At 65.5% G+C, this 24,870-nt stretch carries 32 protein-coding genes and 1 tRNA gene; 16 read left to right on the top strand and 17 right to left on the bottom strand.

Annotation, left to right across the window (positions count from 1 at the left end; genetic code table 11):
- Nucleotides 1–106 precede the first annotated feature (106 nt).
- Both M0R88_RS12000 and M0R88_RS11995 read right to left on the bottom strand, forming a co-directional pair.
- Nucleotides 107–628 (bottom strand): DUF5658 family protein, encoded by a 522-nt coding sequence (locus M0R88_RS12000; RefSeq protein WP_248653746.1) that lies wholly within the window; start codon nt 626–628, stop codon nt 107–109.
- A 117-nt stretch (nt 629–745) separates the two neighbouring features.
- On the bottom strand, nt 746–1,165 hold the full coding sequence (locus tag M0R88_RS11995) for a DUF7548 family protein (protein WP_248653745.1): 420 nt from the start codon (nt 1,163–1,165) through the stop codon (nt 746–748).
- 81 nt (nt 1,166–1,246) lie between these two features.
- Between M0R88_RS11995 and M0R88_RS11990 the strand changes: the two genes are divergently transcribed.
- Nucleotides 1,247–1,513: a DUF5798 family protein gene (locus tag M0R88_RS11990; RefSeq protein WP_248653744.1), complete on the top strand. Its 267-nt coding sequence runs from the start codon at nt 1,247–1,249 to the stop codon at nt 1,511–1,513.
- Nucleotides 1,514–1,613: 100 nt separating this feature from the next.
- Nucleotides 1,614–2,594, top strand: coding sequence for a PLP-dependent cysteine synthase family protein (locus M0R88_RS11985; protein ID WP_248653743.1), 981 nt, complete (start codon nt 1,614–1,616; stop codon nt 2,592–2,594).
- A gap of 71 nt (nt 2,595–2,665) precedes the next feature.
- On the opposite strand, the gene M0R88_RS11980 is transcribed toward M0R88_RS11985, so the two are convergent.
- Nucleotides 2,666–3,334, bottom strand: a complete 669-nt coding sequence (locus tag M0R88_RS11980; RefSeq protein WP_248653742.1) for an HAD family hydrolase — start codon at nt 3,332–3,334, stop codon at nt 2,666–2,668.
- Nucleotides 3,335–3,461: 127 nt separating this feature from the next.
- Here M0R88_RS11980 and M0R88_RS11975 point away from each other — a divergent pair, with 127 nt between their 5' ends.
- Nucleotides 3,462–3,656 (top strand): hypothetical protein, encoded by a 195-nt coding sequence (locus M0R88_RS11975; protein WP_248653741.1) that lies wholly within the window; start codon nt 3,462–3,464, stop codon nt 3,654–3,656.
- 21 nt (nt 3,657–3,677) lie between these two features.
- Here M0R88_RS11975 and M0R88_RS11970 read toward each other — a convergent pair whose 3' ends face one another.
- The 3 genes from M0R88_RS11970 to M0R88_RS11960 all read right to left on the bottom strand — a co-directional run bounded on the left by M0R88_RS11970 (nt 3,678) and on the right by M0R88_RS11960 (nt 6,122).
- Nucleotides 3,678–4,088: a CoA-binding protein gene (locus tag M0R88_RS11970; RefSeq protein WP_248653740.1), complete on the bottom strand. Its 411-nt coding sequence runs from the start codon at nt 4,086–4,088 to the stop codon at nt 3,678–3,680.
- A 118-nt stretch (nt 4,089–4,206) separates the two neighbouring features.
- Complete coding sequence (locus M0R88_RS11965; protein ID WP_248653739.1) at nt 4,207–4,863, bottom strand: RAD55 family ATPase; 657 nt, start codon at nt 4,861–4,863, stop codon at nt 4,207–4,209.
- 140 nt (nt 4,864–5,003) lie between these two features.
- Entirely contained in the window at nt 5,004–6,122 is a 1,119-nt protein-coding gene (locus M0R88_RS11960) for a hypothetical protein (protein WP_248653738.1), read from the bottom strand.
- 129 nt (nt 6,123–6,251) lie between these two features.
- Here M0R88_RS11960 and M0R88_RS11955 point away from each other — a divergent pair, with 129 nt between their 5' ends.
- The 4 genes from M0R88_RS11955 to M0R88_RS11940 all read left to right on the top strand — a co-directional run bounded on the left by M0R88_RS11955 (nt 6,252) and on the right by M0R88_RS11940 (nt 8,672).
- Nucleotides 6,252–7,568, top strand: coding sequence for a geranylgeranylglyceryl/heptaprenylglyceryl phosphate synthase (locus M0R88_RS11955; RefSeq protein WP_248653737.1), 1,317 nt, complete (start codon nt 6,252–6,254; stop codon nt 7,566–7,568).
- Nucleotides 7,569–7,702: 134 nt separating this feature from the next.
- Nucleotides 7,703–7,870, top strand: coding sequence for a hypothetical protein (locus M0R88_RS11950; RefSeq protein WP_248653736.1), 168 nt, complete (start codon nt 7,703–7,705; stop codon nt 7,868–7,870).
- A gap of 71 nt (nt 7,871–7,941) precedes the next feature.
- Nucleotides 7,942–8,016, top strand: a tRNA-Arg gene (locus M0R88_RS11945).
- Between the two features lie 329 nt (nt 8,017–8,345).
- On the top strand, nt 8,346–8,672 hold the full coding sequence (locus tag M0R88_RS11940) for a hypothetical protein (RefSeq protein WP_248653735.1): 327 nt from the start codon (nt 8,346–8,348) through the stop codon (nt 8,670–8,672).
- 126 nt (nt 8,673–8,798) lie between these two features.
- Here the strand turns inward: M0R88_RS11940 and M0R88_RS11935 are convergent, their stop codons facing one another.
- From M0R88_RS11935 to M0R88_RS11925, 3 genes are all read right to left on the bottom strand, one after another.
- Nucleotides 8,799–9,122: a DUF7521 family protein gene (locus M0R88_RS11935; RefSeq protein ID WP_248653734.1), complete on the bottom strand. Its 324-nt coding sequence runs from the start codon at nt 9,120–9,122 to the stop codon at nt 8,799–8,801.
- The gene (locus M0R88_RS11930; RefSeq protein ID WP_438267188.1) at nt 9,122–9,463 is read right to left on the bottom strand and encodes a helix-turn-helix domain-containing protein; all 342 of its coding nucleotides are present in this window, start codon (nt 9,461–9,463) and stop codon (nt 9,122–9,124) included. The genes M0R88_RS11935 and M0R88_RS11930 overlap by 1 nt, the downstream gene beginning before the upstream one ends.
- Nucleotides 9,464–9,572: 109 nt before the next feature.
- Nucleotides 9,573–10,820: a hypothetical protein gene (locus M0R88_RS11925; protein ID WP_248653732.1), complete on the bottom strand. Its 1,248-nt coding sequence runs from the start codon at nt 10,818–10,820 to the stop codon at nt 9,573–9,575.
- Between the two features lie 447 nt (nt 10,821–11,267).
- On the opposite strand from M0R88_RS11925, the gene M0R88_RS11920 reads away from it, so the two are divergent.
- Nucleotides 11,268–12,098 (top strand): hypothetical protein, encoded by an 831-nt coding sequence (locus M0R88_RS11920; RefSeq protein ID WP_248653731.1) that lies wholly within the window; start codon nt 11,268–11,270, stop codon nt 12,096–12,098.
- A gap of 211 nt (nt 12,099–12,309) precedes the next feature.
- Here the strand turns inward: M0R88_RS11920 and M0R88_RS11915 are convergent, their stop codons facing one another.
- Nucleotides 12,310–12,660 (bottom strand): hypothetical protein, encoded by a 351-nt coding sequence (locus tag M0R88_RS11915; RefSeq protein ID WP_248653730.1) that lies wholly within the window; start codon nt 12,658–12,660, stop codon nt 12,310–12,312.
- A gap of 58 nt (nt 12,661–12,718) precedes the next feature.
- Nucleotides 12,719–13,477, bottom strand: a complete 759-nt coding sequence (locus M0R88_RS11910) for a DUF8116 family protein (RefSeq protein ID WP_497007277.1) — start codon at nt 13,475–13,477, stop codon at nt 12,719–12,721.
- Between M0R88_RS11910 and M0R88_RS11905 the strand changes: the two genes are divergently transcribed.
- On the top strand, nt 13,364–13,804 hold the full coding sequence (locus M0R88_RS11905; protein WP_248653728.1) for a cytochrome P450: 441 nt from the start codon (nt 13,364–13,366) through the stop codon (nt 13,802–13,804). The two genes, M0R88_RS11910 and M0R88_RS11905, sit on opposite strands and share 114 nt — an antisense overlap.
- An 83-nt stretch (nt 13,805–13,887) precedes the next feature.
- On the opposite strand, the gene msrA is transcribed toward M0R88_RS11905, so the two are convergent.
- Together msrA and M0R88_RS11895 are read right to left on the bottom strand one after the other, a co-directional pair.
- Entirely contained in the window at nt 13,888–14,427 is a 540-nt protein-coding gene (msrA, locus tag M0R88_RS11900) for a peptide-methionine (S)-S-oxide reductase MsrA (protein WP_248653727.1), read from the bottom strand.
- A 97-nt stretch (nt 14,428–14,524) separates the two neighbouring features.
- The gene (locus M0R88_RS11895; protein ID WP_248653726.1) at nt 14,525–15,217 is read right to left on the bottom strand and encodes a rubrerythrin family protein; all 693 of its coding nucleotides are present in this window, start codon (nt 15,215–15,217) and stop codon (nt 14,525–14,527) included.
- 184 nt (nt 15,218–15,401) lie between these two features.
- Between M0R88_RS11895 and M0R88_RS11890 the strand changes: the two genes are divergently transcribed.
- The 3 genes from M0R88_RS11890 (at nt 15,402) to M0R88_RS11880 (ending at nt 18,532) form a co-directional block, all read left to right on the top strand.
- Nucleotides 15,402–16,673 (top strand): MBL fold metallo-hydrolase, encoded by a 1,272-nt coding sequence (locus tag M0R88_RS11890; protein WP_248653725.1) that lies wholly within the window; start codon nt 15,402–15,404, stop codon nt 16,671–16,673.
- A 331-nt stretch (nt 16,674–17,004) separates the two neighbouring features.
- Nucleotides 17,005–17,598, top strand: a complete 594-nt coding sequence (locus M0R88_RS11885; protein ID WP_248653724.1) for a flavin reductase family protein — start codon at nt 17,005–17,007, stop codon at nt 17,596–17,598.
- A gap of 121 nt (nt 17,599–17,719) precedes the next feature.
- Nucleotides 17,720–18,532 (top strand): AAC(3) family N-acetyltransferase, encoded by an 813-nt coding sequence (locus tag M0R88_RS11880; protein ID WP_248653723.1) that lies wholly within the window; start codon nt 17,720–17,722, stop codon nt 18,530–18,532.
- Nucleotides 18,533–18,568: 36 nt separating this feature from the next.
- On the opposite strand, the gene M0R88_RS11875 is transcribed toward M0R88_RS11880, so the two are convergent.
- Complete coding sequence (locus M0R88_RS11875; protein WP_248653722.1) at nt 18,569–18,901, bottom strand: 2Fe-2S iron-sulfur cluster-binding protein; 333 nt, start codon at nt 18,899–18,901, stop codon at nt 18,569–18,571.
- Between the two features lie 141 nt (nt 18,902–19,042).
- Between M0R88_RS11875 and M0R88_RS11870 the strand changes: the two genes are divergently transcribed.
- A complete protein-coding gene (locus tag M0R88_RS11870; protein ID WP_248653721.1) occupies nt 19,043–20,413 on the top strand; it encodes a geranylgeranyl reductase family protein in 1,371 nt (456 codons plus the stop codon).
- Nucleotides 20,414–20,759: 346 nt separating this feature from the next.
- Nucleotides 20,760–20,912, top strand: a complete 153-nt coding sequence (locus M0R88_RS11865) for a hypothetical protein (RefSeq protein ID WP_248653720.1) — start codon at nt 20,760–20,762, stop codon at nt 20,910–20,912.
- A 213-nt stretch (nt 20,913–21,125) separates the two neighbouring features.
- On the opposite strand, the gene M0R88_RS11860 is transcribed toward M0R88_RS11865, so the two are convergent.
- Genes M0R88_RS11860 through M0R88_RS11850 form a run of 3 tightly spaced genes read right to left on the bottom strand, consistent with a single transcriptional unit; the run spans nt 21,126 to nt 23,304 of the window.
- On the bottom strand, nt 21,126–21,872 hold the full coding sequence (locus M0R88_RS11860; RefSeq protein ID WP_248653719.1) for a proteasome assembly chaperone family protein: 747 nt from the start codon (nt 21,870–21,872) through the stop codon (nt 21,126–21,128).
- Nucleotides 21,873–21,923: 51 nt separating this feature from the next.
- Nucleotides 21,924–22,202, bottom strand: coding sequence for a hypothetical protein (locus M0R88_RS11855; RefSeq protein WP_248653718.1), 279 nt, complete (start codon nt 22,200–22,202; stop codon nt 21,924–21,926).
- A gap of 46 nt (nt 22,203–22,248) precedes the next feature.
- Entirely contained in the window at nt 22,249–23,304 is a 1,056-nt protein-coding gene (locus tag M0R88_RS11850) for a class I SAM-dependent methyltransferase (RefSeq protein ID WP_248653717.1), read from the bottom strand.
- Between the two features lie 103 nt (nt 23,305–23,407).
- Here M0R88_RS11850 and M0R88_RS11845 point away from each other — a divergent pair, with 103 nt between their 5' ends.
- Nucleotides 23,408–24,316 carry an RsmB/NOP family class I SAM-dependent RNA methyltransferase gene (locus M0R88_RS11845; RefSeq protein WP_248653716.1) on the top strand — a complete coding sequence of 303 codons (909 nt, stop codon included), beginning with the start codon at nt 23,408–23,410 and terminating at the stop codon, nt 24,314–24,316.
- Nucleotides 24,313–24,843 (top strand): DUF7122 family protein, encoded by a 531-nt coding sequence (locus M0R88_RS11840; RefSeq protein ID WP_248653715.1) that lies wholly within the window; start codon nt 24,313–24,315, stop codon nt 24,841–24,843. The genes M0R88_RS11845 and M0R88_RS11840 overlap by 4 nt, the downstream gene beginning before the upstream one ends.
- Nucleotides 24,844–24,870: the final 27 nt, after the last annotated feature.

Here is a 24,870-nt window from a genome sequence, read left to right as displayed (position 1 = left end):
TAAGCGGACACGGACTTAAGGGCTTTTCGCTAATCGCTCGACGGGGAGGTATCCCGCCGCCGCATCGGGGGCAATCGACCGCCCGTCGTCCGAACCGTCGCCCGAATCACGCGGCGGCGAGGATGGCCCACGCGTTGCCGACGACGACGGCCACGCCGACGAGGAGGTAGACCGCGCTTCCGGCCCGGAAGGTCTGACGAGCGTCGCTGGTGATGCCCGGCAGCAAGAGGAGGACCATCGCGGCCATCGTCTTCAGCAGGACGAGTCCGCCGAGACCCGCCTCTGCGATGACCGCGGCGGCGACCGGGTTCGCCTCCTCCAACCCCATCGCCATCCCGACGCCGGTCGTGATGACGTCGCCGACCATGACCGCGAGGACCGCGCCGAAGATGACGGGCGAGACGTAGCCCCACCACGACCGACCCTCGTCGCGGAGGACGTACTCGCGGTCCTCCTCCAACAGGAACTGGTCGTCCCGGAGCATCCACTTCTCGCGGGCGTCGGGGTCGTCGGCGAGGTCGCCGAGTCCGCCCTGCTCGTCCGGAGTTTCGGGAAGTCCGGCGCTCCCGGTCGCGTCGATTCGTCCGCCGTCGGGAGACGCGTCGATGCCGGCGTCGTTCTCGGACACGAGACGGCGTAGCGGCCGTCGAACCTTTGTTATGCGTCGGCTGACAGTCGTTCACAGACGGCCTGTGGCCGAGTAACGGGTCGCTACTGGCCGAAACCGGGAACGAGAGACGGCGCGCTACAGCACTTCGCTGGCGAACCAGCCACCGCTGGCCGCGACCGCGAGCGTCGCGGCGAAGAGCAACCAGCGATGGTAGTCGAACGTCGCGTTCGTCGTGAGACTGCCGACGAGACCGCCGACCGCGATGGCCCACCAGAGGACGAGCAGGGCCATGAAGCCGCCGAGGACGACCGCCGCGCCCGCCGCGGTCGGCGGGTCGGTCCGGCCGTTGCGTCCGGCCGCGAAGACGACGATGGAGACGGTGGCGAACAGGCCGACGACGAGGTGGACCGGCACGAACGTCGGTTGGCTGTAGTAGACACCGGCCGCGGTGGCGTCGATGAGGAAGTACGGTACGACGACGGCGGCGAGAACCGCGAGCGCGGCGACGACGCCGACGGTCGGCGCTGGCGTCTCGGGCAACCGTTCCTGCGACATGTTCGACGGTTTTCGTGGCGAGAGCAAAAGGCCAGCGGTCGAGTCGGAAAAGTCACGTATCAGGCGACACGACTGTACGTCATGGGATTCGGAAGCACGGCCAAGAAAGTCCAGAAGCTCGCCGACACCGCCGAGAAGCTGTACAGCAAGCTCAACGACCTCCGCGAGCAGGTCGCCGAGATGCGCGAGACGCTGGACTCGACCAGCGAGCGCGTCGAGCGACTGGAGCGCGAGAACGCCCACCAGCGCGCGCTGCTGGAGGCGCTCGCCGAGGAGCAGGGCATCGACGTGGACGGCATCGAGGCCGACCCCGTCGAGTCCGACGACGAGACGGCGGCCGAGGCGTAGCCGCCGGAACGACCGCTAGGGGAGCGAGGGCGGGGATTTCACGAGCGGCGCGACGACCACACAAAAAAGGTTAACCGCCTTCCCAACTTTTGCCCACCCAATGACGACCCACGAGACGCCGCTCGATTCCGTCTTGGAGACGATCGGCGAGACGCCGCTCGTCCGGGTACAGGCGTCGCCCAGCGAGGTGCCGGTGTACGCCAAGGTCGAGTCGTTCAACCCCGGCGCGAGCGTCAAGGACCGCATCGGGAAGTACATGGTCGAAGCGATGCTGGAGCGGGGCGAGTTGGAACCCGGCGGCACCGTCATCGAACCGACCGCCGGGAACACCGGCATCGGGTTCGCCATCGCGGCGGGGCAACTGGACGTGAACGCGGTCTTCGTCGTGCCCGAACGGTTCAGCGTCGAGAAACAGCAACTGATGGACGCCCTCGGCGCGGAGGTCATCAACACGCCCACCGACGAGGGAATGGGCGGGGCCATCGACCGCGCGCACCAGCTCGCCGACGAGATGGAGAACGCCGTGGTCCCACAACAGTTCTCGAACCCGCTCAACGTCGAGGCCCACTACGAGACCACCGGGCCGGAGATATTCGAGGCGCTGGACGGCGAGGTCGGCGCGGTCGTCGCGGGGTGTGGCACCGCGGGCACGCTGATGGGTATCGCCGAGTACGCGCTCGAACGGGACCCCGACGTCCACGTCACCGCGGTCGAACCCGAGGGGTCGGTCTACTCGGAGACGCAGGGCGAGGACGTGGAGGAAGCCGACTACAAAATCGAGGGCATCGGCACGCACGACCTCGATACGAACGAACTGTTCGACCCCAGTCTCGTGGACGAGGTGTTGCAGGTCTCGGACCGCCACGCCCACGACGAACTGAAGCGTCTCGCCGCGGAGGAGGGCCACCTCGTCGCGTCGAGTTCCGGCGCGGCCAGCGCGGCGGCCCGGCACGTCGCCGAGCGCATCCGCGACGGCGAAATCGACGCGCCCCACGACTCGGTGGTGACGGTGTTCCCCGACTCCAGCGAGCGGTACCTCTCGAAGGGCATCTACCGCTCGTTCGAGGAGTGGGAAGGATAGCGATACGGACGCAGTGGTCGAATATTCGTTCGAGAACTATTTTCCGTTTCGTGAAGTGGGTGTTCGATTGTTTACACCCACGGCGGCGCGTGCAGGTCGCGCATCGAGTCGATGCGGTACTCCGGCACGCAGTCGGCGTCCTCCTCGACGCGCGCCAGCCAGACCGCCTCCATCCCGGCGGCCTGCGCGCCAGCCACGTCCGAGCGCAGGGAGTTGCCGACGTGGACCGCCTCGCTCGCTTCGATACCGAGCGCCGAGAGCGTCCGGTGGAACGGGTCGGGGTCGGGCTTGACGACGCCGGTCGAACCCGCGTACGTCGCCGCGGCGAAGCGGTCTTCGATGCCGAGCGCAGCGAGTTTCGCGCGCTGGGTCTCGCGGTCGCCGTTGGTCACGAGAGCGAGGTCGTGGCCCGCCGCGAGTGCGTCGAGCGCCGCCTCCGCGCCGGGCAGGAACTCGACTTCGGTCGGGTCGGGGTCCTCGTAGGCTCGGGCGACCGCCAGCGCGTCGGCGGGGTCGCGGCCCAGTTCGTCGGCGATGCCCGCGAAGCATTTCTCGCGGAGTTCGACCGCGGAGTCGGCGGTCACGCGCGCCAGCCGTCGCCGGAAGTCGGGCACGTCGAAGAACGGTTCGACGCCCGCCGCGTCGAAGGCGTCGGCGAGCCGGTCGGCGGTCGAACGGGGATGCTCGCAGATGGTCTCGTCCAAGTCGAGAAAGACGGTGGAGGTGTCGGCGGTACTCATTACCGGCGATACGCGCTCGACGGACAAAACGGCTCCGTCGGGGCGAGTTCGTCGCTCCGCCGCCGGTCCGCCTCGGACCGGCGGCGGAGCGGTCTATTTACGTCTGGAAGTCGTAGACTCTCGTCCAATGGCGAATCTCAAATCCAAGTCGATGAACAAACTCAGCATCGTCTCGACGCTGGTGGACGCCGCGATGGCGTTCGCCCGCGGCCGCAAGAAGAGCGGCCTCCTGCTCGTGGGGGCCGCGGCGCTCTCGTCGCGCGTGCCCGGTCTCGGCACCGCCGTATCGCTGTTCCTGCGATTGGTTCGGCGACTTCGCTGAGCGAAGTCGCCGACCGCTCTTTCAGGACACCAACCGCTGGTGTTCGACCTTGATGCACTTGTCCTGTACGACGCGCAGTCCCGCGTCCTCGGCGCGCGCGGCGGCCTCGTCGTCGGCGATGTTCAGTTGCGTCCAGACGACCGCCACGTCGTCGCGGGCCAGCGCGTCGTCCACGATGCCCTCCACCTCGTCGCTCGGTCGGAACACGTTCACGACGTCTATCTCCGCTTCGACCGCCGCGAGAGAGTCGTAGGCCGTCCGCCCGAATATCTCGTCGGCGGTCGGGTTGACCGGAATCACCTCGTAGCCGTTGTCGAGCAGGTACTTCGGAATCTCGTGGGCGTCCTTGCCGGGCGTCGAGGAACACCCGACGACCGCGACGCGGGTCATGCCGAGAATCTCGCGCAGTTCGGCGTCGCTCTCTACGGGCATACCCGACGTGACGCCGCCTGCGTGCAAAAGGGTTGAGGTAGGGGAGAAAACAGGAATTTCGGAGTCGCGCCAGCGCACGCCGAGTAGCGCGTGTCGTGAGCGCACGAAAGTAGCCGACTCAGAACTCCGGAACCGGTCGCCAGTCGGTGTTCTCGCCGACGCCCTTCACGCGGAGTTCCGACCGGCTGTCCTCGCCCTTGCGGACCTCGATTTGGCCGTCGAACAACTGCTGGAGCGTACTCATCGTCTGCCGGTCGTGGGCGGTCGAGTCGATGACGAAGATACCCAGCGCGTCGGCGCTCTGGACCCGGCCCGTGAACACGTGGAGGAACCGAAACACCGTCTGGAGGTTCGAGTACATCAACAGCGTCGAGAGCGAGTGGAGCAGGATGCGGTTGCGCTGGACGCCCTGGTCCTTGTAGAACCCCTGCAGGAACTCCGAGAGCTGAATCCCGATGCCGGTCATATCCTTCGGCGAGGAGGCGTAGGCGATGCCCTCGCTTTGCACGGGGTTCATGCCTTGTTGCTTGGAAACACAATCCACGATACCGATTGGCGCACTCTCGTCGCGGCCGAGTCTCTCACGGAGGTCCTCACGCACCTCCTCGCCGCCATCTTTCGTCGTGACGACGATAGTGCCGTCCCCGCGACGGTTACCGTGCGCGAGAATCTCGAGAGCGAGAGTTCGTTTGCCCGTCATCGGCGGCCCGGCCACCAGGAGATTCGTCCCCGGTTCGACCTCGACCCCCGGACAGACCTCTCCCAATCCGTACATGGCAGTTTCTCGGGTAGAGTCGGGATCGGGACGGGGCCGCGGCCAGTCCCGTCCCGGCGTCGTCTGGCAGTAAAATATTCTCTCCTGCTTATATTCTTTTTGATTACTGTCTCGATCGTGGAACAGGCCTCGATAGGCTATCAACTCTCCAACCGCTCGATGCGGTCGAGCGACTGCTGACGGATGTACTCGATGGCGATGCGCGTGAGGTGGTCGCCGTCGTCGGCACATTCGTCGGCCCGGTCGAGGTAGGCGTTCGTAATTTTCCTGACGCGCGCTCTGCCGACGTCCGGACTGTCGGCGACGTTCAGTTCCGCGGTGACGGGCGTCAGTTGCGTCCCTCGGTCCTCCGGATAGTCGTCGGTGTCGTCGAGACCGATCTGTGCGCCGACGACCATCAGGACGATAGCGCGCTTGAACCCCTCGCCCAACGGCATCCCGAGGTCGGCCTCGTACATGTTGAGCATGTCCTCGTAGAGGACGCCGACGCGGGCGTACTGGGTGGCGAAGTACGGCAGGTCGGTCGCCGACTCGAACAGGTCCGCCCCGTCACTGTCGGCGAACTTGTACTCCTCGCGGATGGCTTCGACCGCGGCCGCGCGCTCCTCGGAGTCCGGAGCCGACTCGTGGAACCGGTCGAGCAACTCGCGGAACGCCTCGTCTTCCTCTTGGTGGCGCTCGGAGAGTTCGACCGCGCGCTCGTAGGCCGCGCGGACTTCCTCGGGGGTCTCCTCGCGTTCGAACCACTCTTCGACGCCCTCCTGTAGGCTCGCTTGAGCCAACTCGGCGACGCGCTCTCGCGGCCGGAGGTTCGTCTCGAAGTCCTCGTACTCGTCGTCGTTGATGGCGTCGCGCATGTCGCCGTCCAGCAGCGCGCGCACCACGTTCCGAGTCGTCTCGCGGCCGCGGGCGACCAGTCCGTGGTCCACCTCGCGGCCGAGTCGGACGAGGGGGACGTCGCCCGCCTCGACGTGAATACGGCCGAGCGCCAGCATCGCGGGCAACACGAGTCGCGTGTCGTAGTCGAAGCGCGCCTGCTCGTCGGCCGCGCCGGGGACGGACTCTAACTCGCCCGCCTCGCGCGCCCGCTGGAGGTCGCGCTCGACGCTCAGAAACAGGCGTTCGGTCATCGACGCTATCTCGGACTCCACTTCGTTGCGGAGCAGCACCATCGTCGCCACTCGCGGGTCCCGCGACTCCGCGAGGTGGCCAACGAGCGCCCGCGCAGTCGCCGGGATTCGTGACCGAACGCTACCCATGTGGACGAGAGTCGCCCGCCGCGGTATTTCAGGGTTGTGTTATCTCGGTCGGCCGGAGATAGCGAGACGGGCCTCCTCGCGCTCTCGGAAGCGAGCTATTTATCACGTTCTCGGTGGGTCGTAGCCTGTATGACGAGTTTCGACGGCATCGCGCGACTGCTCGGTCGCCTCGGCCGCGGGGCCTCGCTGGCCGCACGGACCGCCCTGCCGGTCGATACCAACCCGGTTCCGGCCGACTGGACCCACGTCACCAAGGTGGACCCCGAGGACGACAAGAAACTCCCGCTGCTCTACCCTCTCTATCTCCGCCACACCAGCGCGGTCTCGGTCGGCGGGTCGGCCGACGTGACCGCGACCAACACCGAGGAGACCTTCGAGTTGCTCGCGCCCGCCTCGGTCCCGGTGTTCCACGAACCGAGCGGCCCGCGCCACGTCACCCCGCGGACCCGCGCACGGGCCGACCTGCTGGCCATCCCGGAGGTGCTGAACGGCGACTCCGAGTCGCTGGTCGGCCAGTTGGGTGAGGCCACCGAGTACGTCCGCGAGGAGATGGTGCCCGAGACGCTCCGCGAGAAACTGCCGTGGCTCCCCGCGTTCGCCGAAGACGCGCTCGCGGACTTCGCCACCTCGTGGCTCCTCGCGGACGCGGTGTTCGAGGCCTACGTCATCCAGAACCCCGACAGCGCCGCGGCGCGCGAGGCCAACGTCGCCGAGTCGGACCTGCTCGCGCCTCGGGAGGCCAAACAGCGCGCGATGGCCGCCGAGCGCCACCTCGAAAGCGAACTCCTCTACCTCGAGTACTCGGGCACCTTCGGCGGCGACGAGGCCGTCGAGACCCTCGACGCCATCTCGGACGGCCTGACGTGGTCCCGACTCTGGTACGGCGGCGGCATCGACTCCAGAGACCGCGCCCGAGCGATACTCGACGCCGGCGCGGACACCGTGGTCGTCGGCGACGCCTTCCACCGTGTCGCCGACGAGGAGCGGGAACTCTGCCAGCGAGCGGCCGACGCCCTCGACCCGGACGCGTCCGCCGCGGCGGTCCGCGAGTGGGTCGGCGAGAACGTCGCCGTCGCGGACTCGAACGCGGCGGCCTACCTCGCGACGATTCCGGGCGCGCCCGACCCCGAGCGACTCGCCCGCCGGTATCTGACCGCGACGGTTCGAGCGTGGCTCTGCCTGCGTGCGCGCCGCGAGGCCAGCGGGGACGAGAGAGGGTCGGCCTCCGGCCGGAGTCTCCGCGCGGACCTCCGGCGCGCGCTCGGTGCCGACCTGTTCGACGCTCTCGCCGAAACCGACGCCGCGCTCGTCCGGCGCAATTTCGCGGCGCTCCTCGGCACCGACGAGCCGGCCGATTCCGACCACATCACGCGCCGAACGGACGGGTCGCGACCGAGCGCCGACGAAGCCGTCGCGACGCATCTCGCGCTGGCGTTGCCACCGTAGCGACGCTCAAGCCCCCAGTTACCGACGTTCAGAGAGCCCCAAAAAAGGCGTATCAGAACGTCTCCCGCAGAGTCTCTCCGCGGCGAATGAAAACTGTCTTAACGTAGTTTGTAGAAACGGGTGTTCGTAGCAGCATGAGTCTCGCCCAGAAAATTGCACGCGTGGTCCGGAAGGCCGATTCCGACGAGACCTACGAGTGCAAGGACTGCGGCGCGACGTTCTCGCTCGACCGCCAGACCTGCCCCGACTGCGACAGTTGCGTCATCGACCGCATCGACTGGGACGGCGTCGTCGCCGACTGAGTTCGGTACGCCAGCACACGGCCGGTCGAAATCACTGTGTTTAAAACGGGTGAAGCATTACGACTGGGTAAGGGCGCTTAGCTCAGTCTGGACAGAGTACTTGGCTTCGGACCAAGCTGCCACGGGTTCAAATCCTGTAGCGCCCATCCCGAAATTACCCGTTCTACGGTCAATCTTAATTCCTCCGTAGAGCCGTTAGTGGTCGGTAAATCGACCGAGTCGATTTTCTCGAAGTTGGATACGCGAATCGGTCATTCTGGGTCGCACGAAATTGCACGCGTACCACCGAAACTTAGTGTTCTGGGTAGTTGAGCGATAAGCCCGTGGTGTATATCTCACGGCTTACTGTTCAAGAACGAGGGTGAATCCCCGCGGATACTACATCTCCTTACCCTCTTCGTGCCGTTTGCCCCATTCACTCTCAAACCGATACGCACGTTTCTCTCAGGGTGTCAGTAAGCGACCAAAGAAATTCGTGAAAGAGCGGTCTCGAACGGCCGACCCGTACTCGATATGCGTACCGGAGGTGTTTTGTACCGACGAACGAATTGAATACGTAGACGGCACGGTCGGCAGCGTCCTTTCAGCCCGCGTGGTTTCCACGTGTGGTTCCCGCTGTCTGACCTACCCCGTCTGCTCAACAACCACGAGCGACGGCTATTCTGGTATCCGAAACTTCGACCGCGCCGACCTCAAGGCGACGCTCGCCAGCGAACTGGACAGCCCAGAGGGCCGGACCAGTTCCAGCGACGAAGTGAAGGGCGAGCACGATCTCGGCGACAGTGCGACGGACGATGAGTGACGAGTGGGTCTGGCGACTCGCCGACAACGCGGAACGGACCTTCGACGGCCATGGCGAACGCTAAGAGCTTCTAGCGGCGGAAATTCGGAGAATCGAACGATATCCACCTCACGGAAACTGGTCCGATTATCTCTTCGTTGCAATCCGAAGGGAGTAGGCGATACACGAAAGCCCCGCGAGTTGGGTCACTCTGACGAGCAGACGGAACACGTTCTGAAGGCGAATCGGAACGACGCGGAACGCGATGAGTCCCTGTCCGGCAACTGCGAGCAGGTAGGTGAGCCCGAACAGCAGAATCATTCCAATCGAGAGCCAGCGCATCGACCGGTCCGAGTTCCGTCGAAGCCCGCGATACGCTTGATAGCCGATGTACAGCCCGATTACCGCGGATCCCGTCGCGGCGATGCCGGCGAGGAAGCCGGTCGGCGAACCGAACGTGATGCCGAGCATCAAAACCGCCCCCACATCTGGGTGAGTTGGTCGGCGACGTCATCGCTCCGACGGTCGATACTCCACGTCAGTTCCCCGTCACGTATCGTGAGTTCGAACTGGTCGAGTCGGGAGACGTACACCGTTTCGTGATGGCCGTCGGACCGCGGCCGCGTCTGTTCCTCCACGAGGTCGGCCTCGCTCAGTCGGTCGATTCGCCGATAGATGGACGACGTGGAGATACCGCAGCGCTCGCTGAGTTCGTTGGCCGACAGCGGGGTCTCGCTCGTCGCGACCAGGATCGACCGTACGTGCTCGTCGTCCAGTAGCGAGACGACGGTCGCAAGCTCGACCTCGGCCATGTCACTCTCACGTGTCATCCAGTCCGTGTATAGGTTCCGGGTTTCATACTCGATCATCTCGGGGACGTCGAATCGCCTTCCGCCACTCCGCGACGACCGAACCGAACTCTCACTCATCGGCGTCACCCCGTAGATCGAGACCGAAGAGGACGTGAAAGCTCACGCCTCCGGTCGAATACACGAGATTCACGTCGGTCGCGTTCGGGTGGCCGTTCAGGTCGATCGTCGTCTCTGCACCGCCAGCGACGGTGTCGGTCCCGGTCCAGAGTTGCCGCTCGTCGATTCTTCCGGGGCGAGACGGTCGGTCTACGTCGTAGAAGAGCCGGCCCGCAGGCACTGACTCGCCCGCCTCGTGTCGGATCGTGACGCTTTCGGTTTCTCGGTCGTAGGTCGTTCCCCACGTCACCTGGGGCAGTTGGTACTCCGGGTCGAGTCGGTCGGTCGAGCGGAGCGGCACTCGCGTTTCGACCGTCGCCAGCCTGCCGTCGAACTGGACGTCGAACCCGTCGGCTTCGTCGGCGAACCTGTACTCCTCGCGCTTCAGCGCCGACTTCAGCACCGATTTCGTCGGCACCCTGGTCTTCTCGTACAGATAGTGGATCACCTGATAGGCGGTGTCGTCGTCGAATCGGAACGCGTCGGCGCGCATCACGGGACGGTCCGCTGGGCCACGAATCGCCGTACTGACACCGAGATACGCGTTGCCTCCCGCTTTCGACGTGAGTCGCTCGACGGCGGCGTTCTCCTCGTGGTAGCGAGGCCGTTCGCCTTTGCCGGCGTCGATGAGCGCTTCGAGGTTCGGAGCGGCGTGTCGATACTCGCTCGTCCAGACGACGACGCCATCACCGACTGCGACGCGACGCGGCACGTCCGAGCGACTAAACACCGCGTAGCCGCGATGTTCGCCGCTCCGCTCGTAGCCGCTGTCGGTGATCGTCTGACGGACGGTCGCGCGGTCGAAGTTCGCCTCGACGACCGTTCCGACGCTGGACGTGACGAGTCGGTCGTAGTTCTCGAAGCCGATTCCGAAGTAGTCCAGGTCAGTTTTGGCGTGCGCACGGCGAGCGACGACCAGTTCCGGGGCGTCGAGGGGGATATCCTTCGGTCGTAGGACACCGAAGTAGTACTGCTCGACCGGGGCGTCGAGGGTCGCGGGGGACGGTATCCACTGTCGGTACTCGGGGGCGTCCGCAGGCGGGACGGCGACACGTCCGTAGCGCTGTTGGGAACCGAGGGGCGGGAGGTCGGACGTACAGCCGGCAGTCGCGGTCGAGAGCGCCGTCACGAGTCCGATTCCGCACTTCGTGAGGAACTCGCGTCGAGGTCGGTCACTGGAGGGCCGATAGTCGGGGGACATGCGGCAGTTCGGGTATCAAACGAGAACCGCATATAACTGAATCATCGACCGTGGGCGAGCGCAGACCGTCGATAGGTTTATATGCTCCAGTTTCACCTCTGGTCCGCTATAGAACGAGCTTCGTTAAATTGTAGAGATTCCATAGCGAGTTAGCGGCCTGTTATGAAAACGGGAAATCCATAATATTGGCACTGTCTAGATAAGCGAAATCGGCAGACAGTGGTCCGGTGAGTAAGTCGCAAATCCTGGAAAACCAGTGTCTGTTCAATGGAACGAAGGAGCCAGAAACGATGAGCAACCTGAATTCACCGCTCTCACCAAACACCTCAACACGCTTGTGAGAATCCCTTTCGTCTAGCAACGGCCGAAGAACCGCTGTACTCCCTGTTTGCCCGAGAACTGCGTAACTAGACAGTGCCATAATATTGTATCTATCTGCTTCCGTACATGAGATGTAAGGTTACGATTAGCGTGGTCGCAATTATTCTGGTAAGCAGTATGATTTCGACACCGGTCGCAGCGGATGACTGGTCCGATGAATGCGATTCAGCGAGAATAATCGGAAGCGGGACTCACAGCGGAACAATCGACGCATACCAAGAGTCAGATATGTTCCGTTTGATTATGGACAAAGGTGATACAGCCTACTTCGAATTCGATGTGCCGGACGGTGAGAAGGACTTGCAGATTGGAAGTTGGGGAAACAATCCCGATACCGTCATTTTTGACAATATAGAACACGCTACCTCCAATAGCGAAAATACGTATTTAATGAATCCGGGTATTCGCGGATTCGAGCACGGGGTTACGGCGTCGTGGAGAATATATGCGAAAGAGGCTGGCACCCATTGTATAAAGTTACGCGATGCAGCAGCAAAGGATACCGTCCCGTACGATTGGCAGATCGTAATTGAAGACGACGGGGACTTGGCTACTCCTACACCGATCACTACTCGAACCACAACGACCACTACTCAGACTACGACGACCACTACCCAAACTAGCACTACTCAAACCACGTTCGCCACGCCAACTAGGACCACTACTCGAACTACAATGGCCACACCAACGACTACGATTCAAACAAACCAGGGTGGAATTAAAGACAGTGATGGTGATGGAATGATCGATTCGGAAGACTACGCCCCTCGAGACCCGGACGTTCAAGAAAAAAGCGACGCTCAAGGCTCGACTGACGGCTCGATGCCGGGTTTCGGTCTGGAAGCCACACTCATCGCTCTACTACTCTCTCTAATAATCTTCCACCGACAAGACTGATATTTTCTATCTCCGGCCCTGAACTCGAGACCATTTGATTTCCCTGCCCTGACTCCTCGGACAGGCTTTCCGGGAGGCGACCGATGTCGATGAGGGCGATTCACTCTTTGCAAAGCACGAGCCAGCACTGGAGTCCCAAGAGTCACGAACCTTCGAACGGGCTAAACCCGCGGTGAACTCTCATCAATCGTATTATTCCCGGAGTCGCGCCTCAGTCGCACGCTACCGGTTCGTTTACCGGTTCGACCGACACGGTGGTCTCTCCATCACGGTTCTTCCGAATCGTGACGACCGTCTCGAATAGACGAACCTCGGTCGTCAGGGGACCATCGGTGCGTTCCACGAAGGCTTCGAGCGCTTCGGCGTCCGTTTCCTCGTACAGGCAGAACTCGGAACAGTCACCGTCGTAGCCGTTTCGTTGGGCGATTTTCTCGGCTAAGACTCGCGTCAGTGACCGAGGTGAATCGCCAGTTCTCTCCGTACTCATGGGTCGAATCAACCACTTACCCCTGAATACGAGAGAAAGCGAGTAATACGCTGCCCCTATTATGATTGGGGCCACGGTTCGGATGCCCCCGTTACATTTCGCCCGTCACCGATTTCGACTGACAACGCCTCGGTCACTGCGCACGTAGTTCGCGTTCGAGAAACGTCTCCATCCGGTCGATGTTCTGCTCGGCCGTGTCGCTGATGCCCTCCGCGTCGAGGAGCGACGCGCGGCCGAAGCGTCGCTCGAACCGCGTGACCCACCGGACGCTCTCGCGGAGGAGTTCGGCTTGGAACGTCCGGACCTGCGGCGAGAACTCCTCGCGCTCCCCGGCGAAGTACGCGGCGAACTCCTCGGTCGAGCGTTCGAGCAGTCCGACGGGGACCGCGACTCCGTGGTGGTCCGCGGCGTCCACGTACCACTCGGTCTGCAGGATGGCGGCCCCGAGGAGGAACTGTCGCTGCGCGTCGTCGATGTAAGTCGAGACCGGTCGCCCGGCCACCGTCACGTCCGCGGGGCGACTGAACGGCGGATGCGAGAACGACCCGATGCGGCGACTGTACGACTCGGCCGCGTCGCGGAGCGCGCGAATCAGCGGGAAGAACCGGAACTTGAATGCGAGTTCGGTCGGGAGCGGTCGCCACTCGGCGTAGGCGCGATACCACGCGGCGTCGTCCAACAGGACCGATGCGATGGACCGGGCCGTCGCCGGTTCGACCTCCCGGTTCTCCGACGCGAGGGCGTCGCTGGCGCGCTCGACCGTCGATTCGATGCCGTCGTGGTCGAAGCTCATGCCATCGGTCACGCCGACGACGTACTCCGCGGCGAACGTGTAGTACTCGGCAATCGACTCGGGAGACGGGTCGAAGAGGAACGGGAGGAGGTCGGACATGCAACGATTCCCGAGGGGACGACCGTCTCCTGCCAGCAGTGGGCCATCCACCGCGACTCGACGTTCTACGACGACCCGCTGAGCTACCGCCCCGAGCACTGGACCGACGAGTTCGAGGAAGGCCCGCCGGGATTCGCCTACTTCCCGTTCGGCGGCGGTCCGCGCCGCTGTATCGCCTCCCGGTTCGCGAAGTTCGAGGTGAAGGCGATACTCGCGACGATGCTCCGGAACTGGAACTTGGAGACGAAGCTGGAGAAAACCGAGTTCAAGCCCTCCATCTCGCTCCGGCCCGACACGGACGTTACGATGGTGCCGACGTCGCGGTGAACGGGACCCCTTCTCGGCGAACACCGTCGCTGACTACTCGGTGAGCGCAGTTCGAGATTGGTAGCGAAGGACAACTGCGAGCGCTACTGCTCGATTTTGCCGCCGAACTTCTCGCGGACCTTCTGGACCTTCGGTTCGGCCTGAATCGAACAGTACTGGTCGTTGGGGTTCTTCTCGTAGTAGTCCTGGTGGTACTCCTCGGCCTCGTAGAAGGTTTCGAGCGGTTCGACCTCGGTCACGATGTCGTCCTCGTCGTAGGCTCCTTCGGCTTCCAACTCCTCGATGAATCGCTCGGCGACCTCGCGCTGGTCGTCGTCGTGGTAGAAGATGGCCGAGCGGTACTGGGTGCCCACGTCGGGACCCTGCCGGTTGAGTTGCGTCGGGTCGTGGACCGTGAAGAACACCTTCAGCACGTCCTCGTAGCTCAGGACCTCGGAGTCGTACTCGACCTGCACGACTTCGGCGTGGCCGGTGTCGCCCGAGCAGACCGCCTCGTAGGTCGGGTCTTCGACGTGCCCGCCAGCGTAGCCCGACGTGACCGCGGTCACGCCGTCGAGTTCCTTGAACGCCGCTTCGGTACACCAGAAACAGCCACCGCCGAGGGTAGCGCTGTTCGTCGTCATTGGTTCCGGGTAGGGGGTGCAGACGGTTAGGTTTGCGGGAACCGGCTAGGAATCGACGTTTCTAAAAAGAGAGAAAGCTACGGCGATGGCCGGACCCTCAACAAATCGGCTTCGGGTCCAGCCCCATCCCCTCCAACGTCTCGGCGTAGTCGTCGTAGGCGATTTGGACGGTCCGCTCGGCGACCTCCGTCGCGCGCTCCCAGTCGTCCTCGCCCTCGCAGTGACTCGCTAGCAGGTCCGCGCCGGTCTCGACGCCCGCCTGCGTGTCCGAGCGCAGGTCTCGGAAGAGGTCGGCCAGTCGCTCGTCGGCCTCGTTGACGAAGAAGTTCACGACCTGCAACTGGGTGCGGTCGCCGGCGAGCGACCGGCCGACCAGTCCCGCCGCGCGCTCGACGGTGGTGTCGAGGTCCCGCAGGTACTCGTGCATCGGGTCCACTTCGCCGGACTCGGATTCGTCGGCCAGGTCGAACTCGTCGGCGAAATCGGACTCGTCGGCGGAGTCAGACTCGCGGTCGAGTTGCGCCACCACGCGGTCGTAGTGGCCGCGCTCCTCGTCGGCCAGCGCGGCGAAGACCCCTGTGGCGTCGGTCCCGCCCGCGTCGCCCGCGGATTCGGCCCACGCCGCGAACGTCTCGCTGGCGGTGCGTTCGCTCCAGGCGGCGGCCCGGAGGACCCGCTCGGCGTCGAGGTCGGCGTCTGTCAGCGCGACGAGCGCCTGCTGGGAGCCGAGGCGGTCGAGTTCGGTCGCCTTGGCGTCTCGAATCGCGTCCGGGAAGGCGTCGGCGTCCATGCGTTCGCGTTCGGCGTCGTCGCGCTTGAAGGTTTGTGGGGAGTCGCTTTGGACGGATTTCGGGTGATTCTGCGTTGCTCTCGACGGTGTTCCCGATTGGTTCCTGATTGCTTCCCTTTCCGGCACGGTGGGCGTCCCGCTCGTCCACCACACCGTTTTCCCCCCGCGAGGCGTAGCTTCTCCCATGACCGACGACGAGCGATCCACCGCCGAGAACACGGGTTCCGCCTCGCTGTCGCCCGACGACCTCCACGAGCGAATCCGGCGCGGCGAGGCGGTCCACCTCCTCGACGTGCGCAACCGCGACGAGGTCGAGGCGTGGCGCATCACCGGCGAGAGCGTGGACGCGACGCAGGTCACGTACGCCGAGTTCGCGGCGGCGAAGGCGCGCGGCGAGGTCGGCGAACTCGTCGCGGACCTCGACCTCCGGGGGCCGGTCGTGACGGTCTGTCCCCGCGGCGAGGTCAGCGCGACCGTCGCCGAACTCCTGCGCGAGGAGGGCATCGACGCCCGAAACCTCGATTCGGGGATGGCGGGCTGGGCGCGGGTCTACGTCGCGCGCGAGGTCCCGGTTTCCGCCGGGTTGGGTGCCGACCCGACCGTCCGCCAGTACGACCGGCCGGCGAGCGGTTGTCTCGCGTATCTGGTCGTCTCCGGCGACGAGGCGACGGTCATCGACCCCCTGCGCGCGTTCGCCGACCGCTACGTCGCCGACGCCGAGCAACTCGGCGCGGAACTGACCTATGCCATCGACACACACGTCCACGCCGACCACGTCTCGGGCGTGCGCCGACTCGCCGACGACGCGGGCGCGCAGGCGGTCCTGCCCGCCGGCGCGACCGAGCGCGGTCTCGCAGACGACGGTCTCGACCCGCGACTGCTCGACGACGGCGGCGAGATTCGCGTCGGCGAGGCGACCCTGACCGCACTCCACGCGCCGGGTCACACGACCGAACTGAGCGCGCTCCGACTCGGCGGCGCGTCTGCCTCCCTCGGCGACGCGTCTGCGTCCCTCGAAAGCGAGTCCGCCCGCGACGAGGGCGTCCTCTTCTCGGGCGACGCGCTCTTCGCGGACGGGTTCGGCCGCCCGGACCTCGAACGCGGCGACGAGGGTGCCCGCGACCTCGCGGGCACCCTCTACGACACGCTGACCGAGCGACTGCTCGCGCTCCCCGACGAGACGCTGGTCGCGCCCGGCCACCGGACGCCCGACAGTGCGCCGAACCCCGGCGAGAACGACACCTTCACCGCGCGACTCGACGCGGTGCGCGACCGACTCCGAATTCCCGACGAGCGGGGAGCGTTCGTCGAGCGCGTACTGGACTCGCTCCCGCCGCGGCCCGCCAACTACGAGGAGATCATCGCGGCGAATCTGGGTCGAGAATCGCTGGACGACGAGTCGGCCTTCGAGGTGGAACTCGGGCCGAACAACTGCGCGGTCGCGGAGATGGATTGAGAAATAGGGCCGAATCTGCAATGAACGGTGTCTATGGCCGAACGCCACCGGACGGGACGGCGAGGTAGAAAGCCCCCGACCGCTCGATGGCCGGGACTCGGTGCGCTCCTCGGCCTTCGGCCTGCGGTGCTTCCGTCGTCCGGGCACAGTCGAGCGGTCGGCCCCTTTCAGTCCACCCAGACGAGTCGTCTGCGTGGCCGAGCATTTGCTGGTGGGTTGGGTCGCAGAGCCTTTGCCGGTAGCTTGAGTCACCGAGCGCACGCAAGTCGAGTTCCGGGGCCTCGCTCGCCGGAAGCGCAAACCATTCCACGGCCAACTCCCATCTCTCGGTATGGAACTCGACCCCGACGAGGAGTCCTCGCTTTACCGGACGCTGGCGGGCGCGATCGTGCCCCGACCCATCGCGTGGGTCAGCACGACTAACCCCGAGGGAGTGGACAACCTCGCGCCCTACAGCTTCTTCAACGTCGTCGCGGTGGACCCGCCGGTCGTGATGTTCGCGCCCGTGGACGACGGCGGCGCGCCCGGCGGTCTGAAGGACACGCCCCGAAATATCAGCGAGACCGGCGAGTTCGTCGTCAACGTCGTCACCGAGTCGGTCGCCGAGGCGATGAACCGGACCAGCGCGACTCTCCCCGCCGGCGAGAGCGAGTTCGACCACGCCGACGTGACGCGCGCCGAGTCGTCGGTCGTCGCGCCGCCCCGCGTCGCCGAGTCTCCGGTCGCCTTCGAGTGTTCGCGCTACGACGTGGTGGACGTGGGCGACTCCACGATGGTCCTCGGGGAAGTCGAGTGGGTCTATCTGGACGACGACGTGACGACGGACGGAAAGATGGACGTGGAGAAACTCGACGCCGTGGGGCGACTCTCAGGCAGTCTCTACGCGACGACCGAGAACCGATTCTCGCTGGAGCGCCCGCCCTGAACGGTCTCCGTCGTCCCGTCCGGGAATCGTGGAACGACACCCCACACCTCGACAAGACCTTTACCGACCGGACCGGTTGCTCGGAGTGAACGACTGCGAAACGACCGCTTGGACCCCGAGCATGCAAGAACGAATCGACCGAACCGACGAACCGGTCACGTCAGACAGAATCGCAACCGACCTCGCCGACCTCGGCGTCGAGCCCGGCGACACCCTGCTGGTCCACTCGTCGCTGTCGTCGCTCGGGTGGGTCACCGGCGGTGCGCCCGCTGTGGTAGACGCGCTGATGGAGGCCGTCTCCCACGAGGGGACGCTCGTGATGCCGACCCACTCGACTCAGTACAGCGACCCAGAGGGCTGGCAGAACCCGCCGGTCCCGGACGACTGGGAGGACACGATTCGGGCCGAGCGCCCGCCCTACCGGCCCGCGGTGACGCCGACGTGGAACGTGGGCGCGATTCCGGAGTGCTTCCGTACGTACCCCGACGTCCACCGGAGTCGCCACCCGACCTACTCCTTCGCGGCGTGGGGCGCGGACGCCGAGGCCATCGTCGTCGACCACAGCTACCCAAACGGACTCGGCGAGGAGTCGCCGCTCGCGGAAGTCTACGACCGCGACGGAACGATTCTGATGCTCGGAACCGAGTTCGACACCAACACCTCGTTCCACCTCGCGGAGCATCGCGCCGACCGCGAGCAGGAGGTTTCGACCCACGAAACGACCGTCGTCGGCGACGACGGCGACCCGAAGCGAATCACGCTCGAACACCTCTCGTACGACGCCGACGACTTCGCGGACGTGGGCCGGGACTTCGAGGACGGTTGCCCCGAGGCCGTGACGGAGGGAACGGTCGGCCCCGCGGACGCGAACCTGGTCTCCCAGCGGGCCGCGGTGGACTACGGTGCCCAGTGGTTCGAGGAGAATCGGGAGTAAGAGGCGAATCGAAACCGAACCTGAACTCGAAGGGAGTCAGTCGTCGGCCGCGGCGGGTTCGCCCTCCACCGCCGAAACGTCGTCCTCGATGCTCGACGGGTACTTCCCGCGGTCCAGTTTCAGGTCGCTTGCGGGCCGCGCCATGCAGGTCAGCGCGTACTCCTCGGCCTCCTCGTCGGTGAGACCGCGGGCCGCGGGCTGGGTCACGTCGCCCTCCACGATTTCGGCCGAGCAGGCCAGACACATCCCGACGCGACAGGAGTACTCCTGCGCGATGCCCTCCTCGATGCACTTGCTGAGGATGGTCTCCTTGTCCGAGACCTCGATGCTCTCGCCCGTGCCGACGAACTCGACGGTGTACTCGGTCATGCTTCGTGGTACGAAACTCCCTCACTAAACTCTTTATTGCCGGGGCGCGCCCCGTAGATTGCCGAGAGTGTCGGCGTCGAAGCGACAGAATGTCGATTCGCTCATAAAGAGTTTTGCCCTCTCCGTCACGTAGCCGAAGGCATGACTACGCACGAGTGCGACATCGTCGTCGTCGGGGCCGGAACGGCGGGTTGCTACGCCGCTGCGACCGCGGCGCGCGAAGGGTACGATGTCGTCGTCGTGGAGCGCAAAGACGAGGAGGAAGCCGGACACATCGCCTGCGGTGACGCCCTGAAGGGCGCGGACGCCTTCCCCGAGGCCATCCCGAAGTCCCAACTGGAGCCGTCCTTCACGAACACGGGCGTGGACCACGGCCGGTTCGAAATCCCGCAGGAGAACACGGTCCTCGAAATCCCGGTGCCCGGCGAGTTGGCGGTCATCGACCGCTGGGAGTACGGCCGGCGCATCATCGAGGGCGCGGAGAACGCGGGCGTCGAGTTCCACTACGACACCGTGGTCAAGGACGTGACCCAGCGCTCGGACGGTCGCGTCACGGGCGTCCGCGGCAAGCGGAAGGGCGACATCCAGCGCTACGACGCCGACGTCGTCGTGGACGCCGCGGGGTCGCTGTCGATTCTGCAGGACAAGGCCGACCTCCAAGACCCGACGTTCGACACGAACGTCACCTACTCGCAGTTTTGCTCGGCCTACCGCGAAATCGTGGAGGTCGAGGAGCCGGTGCCGTGGGACGACGCCTTGGTCTTCAAGCCGACCGAGCGCGCGGCGGGCTACCTCTGGTACTTCCCGCGGACCGACACCGAAATCAACGCCGGACTCGGCTTCCAGATGACCGAGGAGCCGATGCATCTCGTGGACGACCTCAAGCGGGACCTCCGGACCCGACCCGAGTTCGAGAACGCGACGGTCGAGGACAAACTCGGCGCGGCGCTCCCGACTCGCCGCCCCTACGACTCGGCGACCGCGCCGGGCTTCATGGCGGTCGGCGACGCCGCGGGCCACGTCAACCCGACCACGGGCGGCGGCATCGCGGGGGCTGCCTACGCCGGCAAGTACGCGGCGGAGGCCGCGATGGACGCCATCGAGGACGGCGACGTGAGCGAGGCGAACCTCTGGGAGTACAACCAGCGCGTGATGGACCACTTCGGCGCGCGCTACGCCGGACTGGACGTGTACAACATCTTCTCGACCGCGGTGGACGTGGACGACCTGATGGGCCTGCTGGGCGCGCTCCCCGCCACGAAGCTCGCGGAGGCGCTCTACTCCGGTAGCGCGAACGTCGGCTGGTGGCTCAAGGTCCAGACCGCCATCAAGTCGTTCGGCCACTGGGACCTCATCTACGACCTCTACCAGACCAAGAGCCTCGCCGACGACCTCATCGACCACTACGAGAAGTACCCGAGTCGCCCGCAGGGACTGGAACCGTGGCAGCGCAAGCGCGACTCGCTGATGGAGGACATCTACGAGACGACCGGCGCAGACCCGAAATACTAACCACGACCTTTTGCTGCACTCGCTCGACCGAGCGCCACGGGCGCTCGGCCTCCCTCGCTGGCAAAACGTCGATGAAAAACGCGGCGGTCGTCCCTCCGGTCCTCCCTCGGTCCGCTCGCTCGCTCCCTTGCTCACGGCTTCGCCGCTCGCAGTTCGCGGCGCAAAGCGCCGCGCTACCGGTCGTTCGCTCGCGGTCGAATTGCTGGTGGAAACCGCACTGCAACGGCGACCACACTGCAATGGCGAACTGCGCTCGCTCCGCTCGCGTAGATGCTGGCGGACGTGTGGACCGTCGAACTGGCGCGATTTCACCACACCTTTCTCGGTGCTCCGCCTTTGGTAGGGTATGAGTGACCTCGAAGACGCAGTTTCGGAGTTCCTGAGCGAAGCAGATACGGTGTACGACGAGTACGACAAGGGCTACATGGACGCCGACGCCGCCCTCAGCCGAATCGAGAATCACGTCGAGGAGCTACGAGAAGCCGCCGACTCGGAGTAGCGAACAGACAACTTACGCCTGCACGGTACTCAGCGAGCGACCGGAGGGAGCGAGCGCACCAGTAGTTCCTGCGGTACGGTTTACACCACAGTTCTATCGCGAGCGAAGCGAACGGACCGAAGGAGGACCGGAGGGACGACCGCCGCGTTTTTCACGAAAGTTTTGTCAGGAAGAAATCGCGCCGAAGGCGCGATTTCGACCGCGACAAAAGTTTCATTGGAACATCCGAATCGACTGCGCCTGCGAACTCTCGTCGGTGTCGGCCTCCTGCATGCGCTGGGCGAGTTGCTCTTTCTGCTCGCTTATCTCCTCGGCGTGTTCCACGAGGTCGTCGGTGTCCGGTTCGACGCCCGCCAACGGGGAGATGCCGTGTTCGATGAGGACGCGGGCGGCCTCCGGGTCGGGGAACTGCGGGTCGCTCTCCACGATGAGACCGAAGGCGTCGCGGTCTCGCGCCCCCGACTCGTGCAGGAGCGCGCCCGTGGGACCGCTGACTGCACCGCGCTCGGTCGGCAGGGCGATGTCGTGGTCGTCCAGTCGGTCGCCGGCGTCGCCGGTCGCAACGCCGTACAGCGACGGAACCTCGTCGGCCTCCTTCTGGTGTGGAAGCCCGCTCATGTAGATGGCCGTCGCGTCGCGGTCCGCGAGCCAGTCGCCGACGCACGAGGCGAAGTCCGACGAGGCGGAGGCCGAGACCGGCACGTCGCTCTGGAGCGCCACGAGGTCCCGCTCCTCGTCGGCGTAGAGGCGGACCGGCGGGCGGAGGTCCCGACTCGACTCCTCGTAGACCGAGATGCGGGGAAGCCCCTCGCAGTCGATGCTGGCGTAGTAGGTCATGTCGAACGTCTCCACGAGATGGTCGGTCGCTATCTTGCCGACCAGTCCGACGCCCGGCAGCCCCTCGATTAGGGTCGGTTGGTCGAGCGACACGTCCTCGTCGACGACGGTGACGGATGCCATGTGAGAAAGATGCGCCAGTGAGCGCATAAAGGTCCGGGCCAGCGGGGAGCCTCACGTCTCTGACTCGGGGTCTGACGTGTACGCCATTTCGAGTTGGAGTCGGGCCGAGCAGGAGACGTTCTCTACGTCGAAGCCGACGCTCTCGATCTGCTCGTTCAGGTAGCCGTTACATCGGCCCTTCTCGATGATGTTCTCGATGGTCGCCGGGGAGCCACACTCCGGGCAGTCGAAGTAGTAGCCGTCCTCGCTCTCGTGGATGGCGTCGGGTTCGAGTTCCATGCGCGCGGCGTCGTTCCAGTCCACGTCGTCGGGTGCGTTCGCGTTCGCCATAGGACAGGTGACGGGAGAGACACGGGTAACGGCTACGGCCGCGACGTTAGGCCGACTTCGTCGCTTGAACGAGCGCGTTCCCCGGACTGGCCCGCCGAATCGGCGTCCGACCGACGCGCTCGAACCCGGCCGACGTTAGCCAGTCGGCGACCGACCGGTAGGGGTGAACCGCCGCGTCGAGCGTAACTCGGTAGGTGAGTCCGACGAAGCGGAGTCCGGCCGCACTCACCGGCATCGACGCCGACCCCTCCAGTTGGTCGAGGACGACGATGCGACCGCCGGGCGCGAGCGCGTCCGCGACCCGCTCGAAGAGGCGGACGTTCTCCGCGGGGTCGTTAGCGTGGATGACGTTGAAGACGAGCGCGATGTCGTACCCGTCGCCGAGGTCGTCGCTCCAGTAGTCGCCGCCTCTGACGCGCATTCGGTCGCCGAGGCCGCTCTCGGCGATTTCGGCCCGAGCGACCGACAGAGCCTCGGGGTAGTCGAAGACGGTGGCTTCGAGCCCGGGACGGCGGCGGCAGAGGTCGGCGGCGTACAGGCCGTGGCCGCCGCCAACGTCGAGGAGCCGAGTCGCGCCGCGGGGCACGTCCACCTTCCGACTCACCTCGTCCACCAGCACGCTCGCGGCGGCCCGGAACCCTCGCTGGGCGAGGTCCCACCGAGACGGCTCCTCGTCGAACCACTCGTAGATAGTCCGGGGCGGTTCGCCCTCTCGGACGACCGTTTCGAGGTGTTCGTCCCAGAACGGGAAGACGAGTTCGTCCCAGAACACCAGCCACGGAGCGACGTTCGTCTCGGAGTCCGAGACCAGCCACTTCCGGGTCATCGTCGTGTTGCGGTAGCGACCGCCGTCTTCGGCGACGTACCGCTGGGCGTCGAGGAACGCGAGGAAGGGAGCCAGTCCCGCCTCGCTGGCGTCGAGTTCGTCGGCGAGAGCCTGCAGGGTCAGTTCTCGCTCGCCGAGCGCGTCGAAGACCCCCAGCTTCGACGCCAGCGCGACGGCCTCGAACCCGGCGGCGCCGAACAGGTCGAGCATCGGAGTCGGGGCGCGGTCGAGACCGAACAGCAGGAGTCGTTCGAGGAAGTTCGGGTTGACGGGCACGGGACTCAGACGACGCGCCGGGGCAAAAAGCTACGCTACGGAACGTCGCTTCGAGCGCTCCCTTCCGAAACCCACAAACGCGGCTCGCGCCAACGACACGCCAATGGAGAAACTGGAGCGCTACGAACCGCTGGTCGAGGACTTCGACGCCTTCCTCGACGCGTGCCAGCGCCCGCTCCCGTCGGTCGTCAGGGTCAACACCATCAAGGCGACCCCGGAGCGAGCGACGGCGGCGCTGGACGAGGAGGGCGTCGACTGGACCGGCCGCGAGTGGTCCGACACCGTGCTGGAGTTGGACACGGACAGCCCCGGCAGTACGTGGGCGTCCTACCACGGCTGGATTCACGGGCAGGAAGAGGTCTCGGCGATTCCCGCCGAAGTCCTCGCGCCCGAACCCGGCGAGCGCGTCTGGGACGCCTGCGCCGCGCCGGGGAGCAAGACGACCCAACTCGCCGCGCTGATGGACGATTCGGGGCTGGTCGTCGCCAACGACAACAACCTCGGGCGACTCTCCGCGTTGCGGTTCAACACCGAGCGACTGGGCGTGACCAACGCCGCGGTCACGAACACCGACTCGCGGAACTTCTCGCTCAAGCCCTTCGACTTCGATTCGTTCGACAAGGCGCTGGTGGACGTTCCCTGCTCGTGCGAGGGGACCATCCGGAAGAACCCGACCGCGCTGGACGACTGGACGATGGACCACGTCCGGAGCGTCGCCGGGGTCCAGAAGGGCATCCTCCGGCGCGCGATTCAGGCGACGAAGGAGGGCGGCACCGTGGTCTACTCGACCTGCACGTTCGCGCCCGAGGAGAACGAGGCGGTCCTCGACCACGCGCTCGACGTCGAAGACTGCCGACTCGTGGAGTTCGACTTCCCGCTCGACTCGCGGCCCGGCGTCACCGAGTTCGAGGGCGAGGCTTACGACGAGAGCGTCCGGAAGGCGAAGCGGTTCTACCCCCACCACAACGACACCGGCGGGTTCTTCTGCGCGAAACTGGAGGTGACGGGATGAGCGACGACGGACGGACGGGAGACTCCCCGACCAACGACGGCCAGCGGTTCGACCGCCTGCCGGCGACGGCCGACGACCGGGAGGTCGAGGGGCGCGCAACCCGCGAGGAGGTGCTGGACTGGTGGGACCAGCGATTCGCAATTCCGCCCGAGAGCTTCGAGGAGTACACCTTCTGGGAGAAGGGCAAGGGCAAAATCTGGATTCTCCGCGGCGACGTCGCCTCGCCCATCCGCATCGAAGCCCTCGGGATGAAGTTCCTCCGGACGCGCCAAGAACACTGGAAGCCGACGACGAACGCGGTCCAGCGGTTCGGCCGCGAGGCGAGCGAGAACGTCGTGGAACTCACCCGCGAGCAGGCCCGGCGGTTCGTCAGCGGCGAGGACCAGGAACTCGACTGGGACGGCGACTGGGGGTATCTGGTCGCCGCCCACGAACTCGCCGGCGAACTCGAACCGCTCGGCGTGGGTCTGTTCGTCCACGGCGAACTCAAGAGTCCGGTGCCGAAGGGTCGCCAGCGCGACCTCTGAGCCGGTTTCCCCGTCGCTCGATTCGCA

The organism is Halorussus gelatinilyticus (assembly GCF_023238445.1).
GTDB classification, from domain to species: Archaea; Halobacteriota; Halobacteria; order Halobacteriales; family Haladaptataceae; genus Halorussus; species Halorussus gelatinilyticus.
This window is presented reverse-complemented; position numbering and strand designations above follow the sequence as displayed.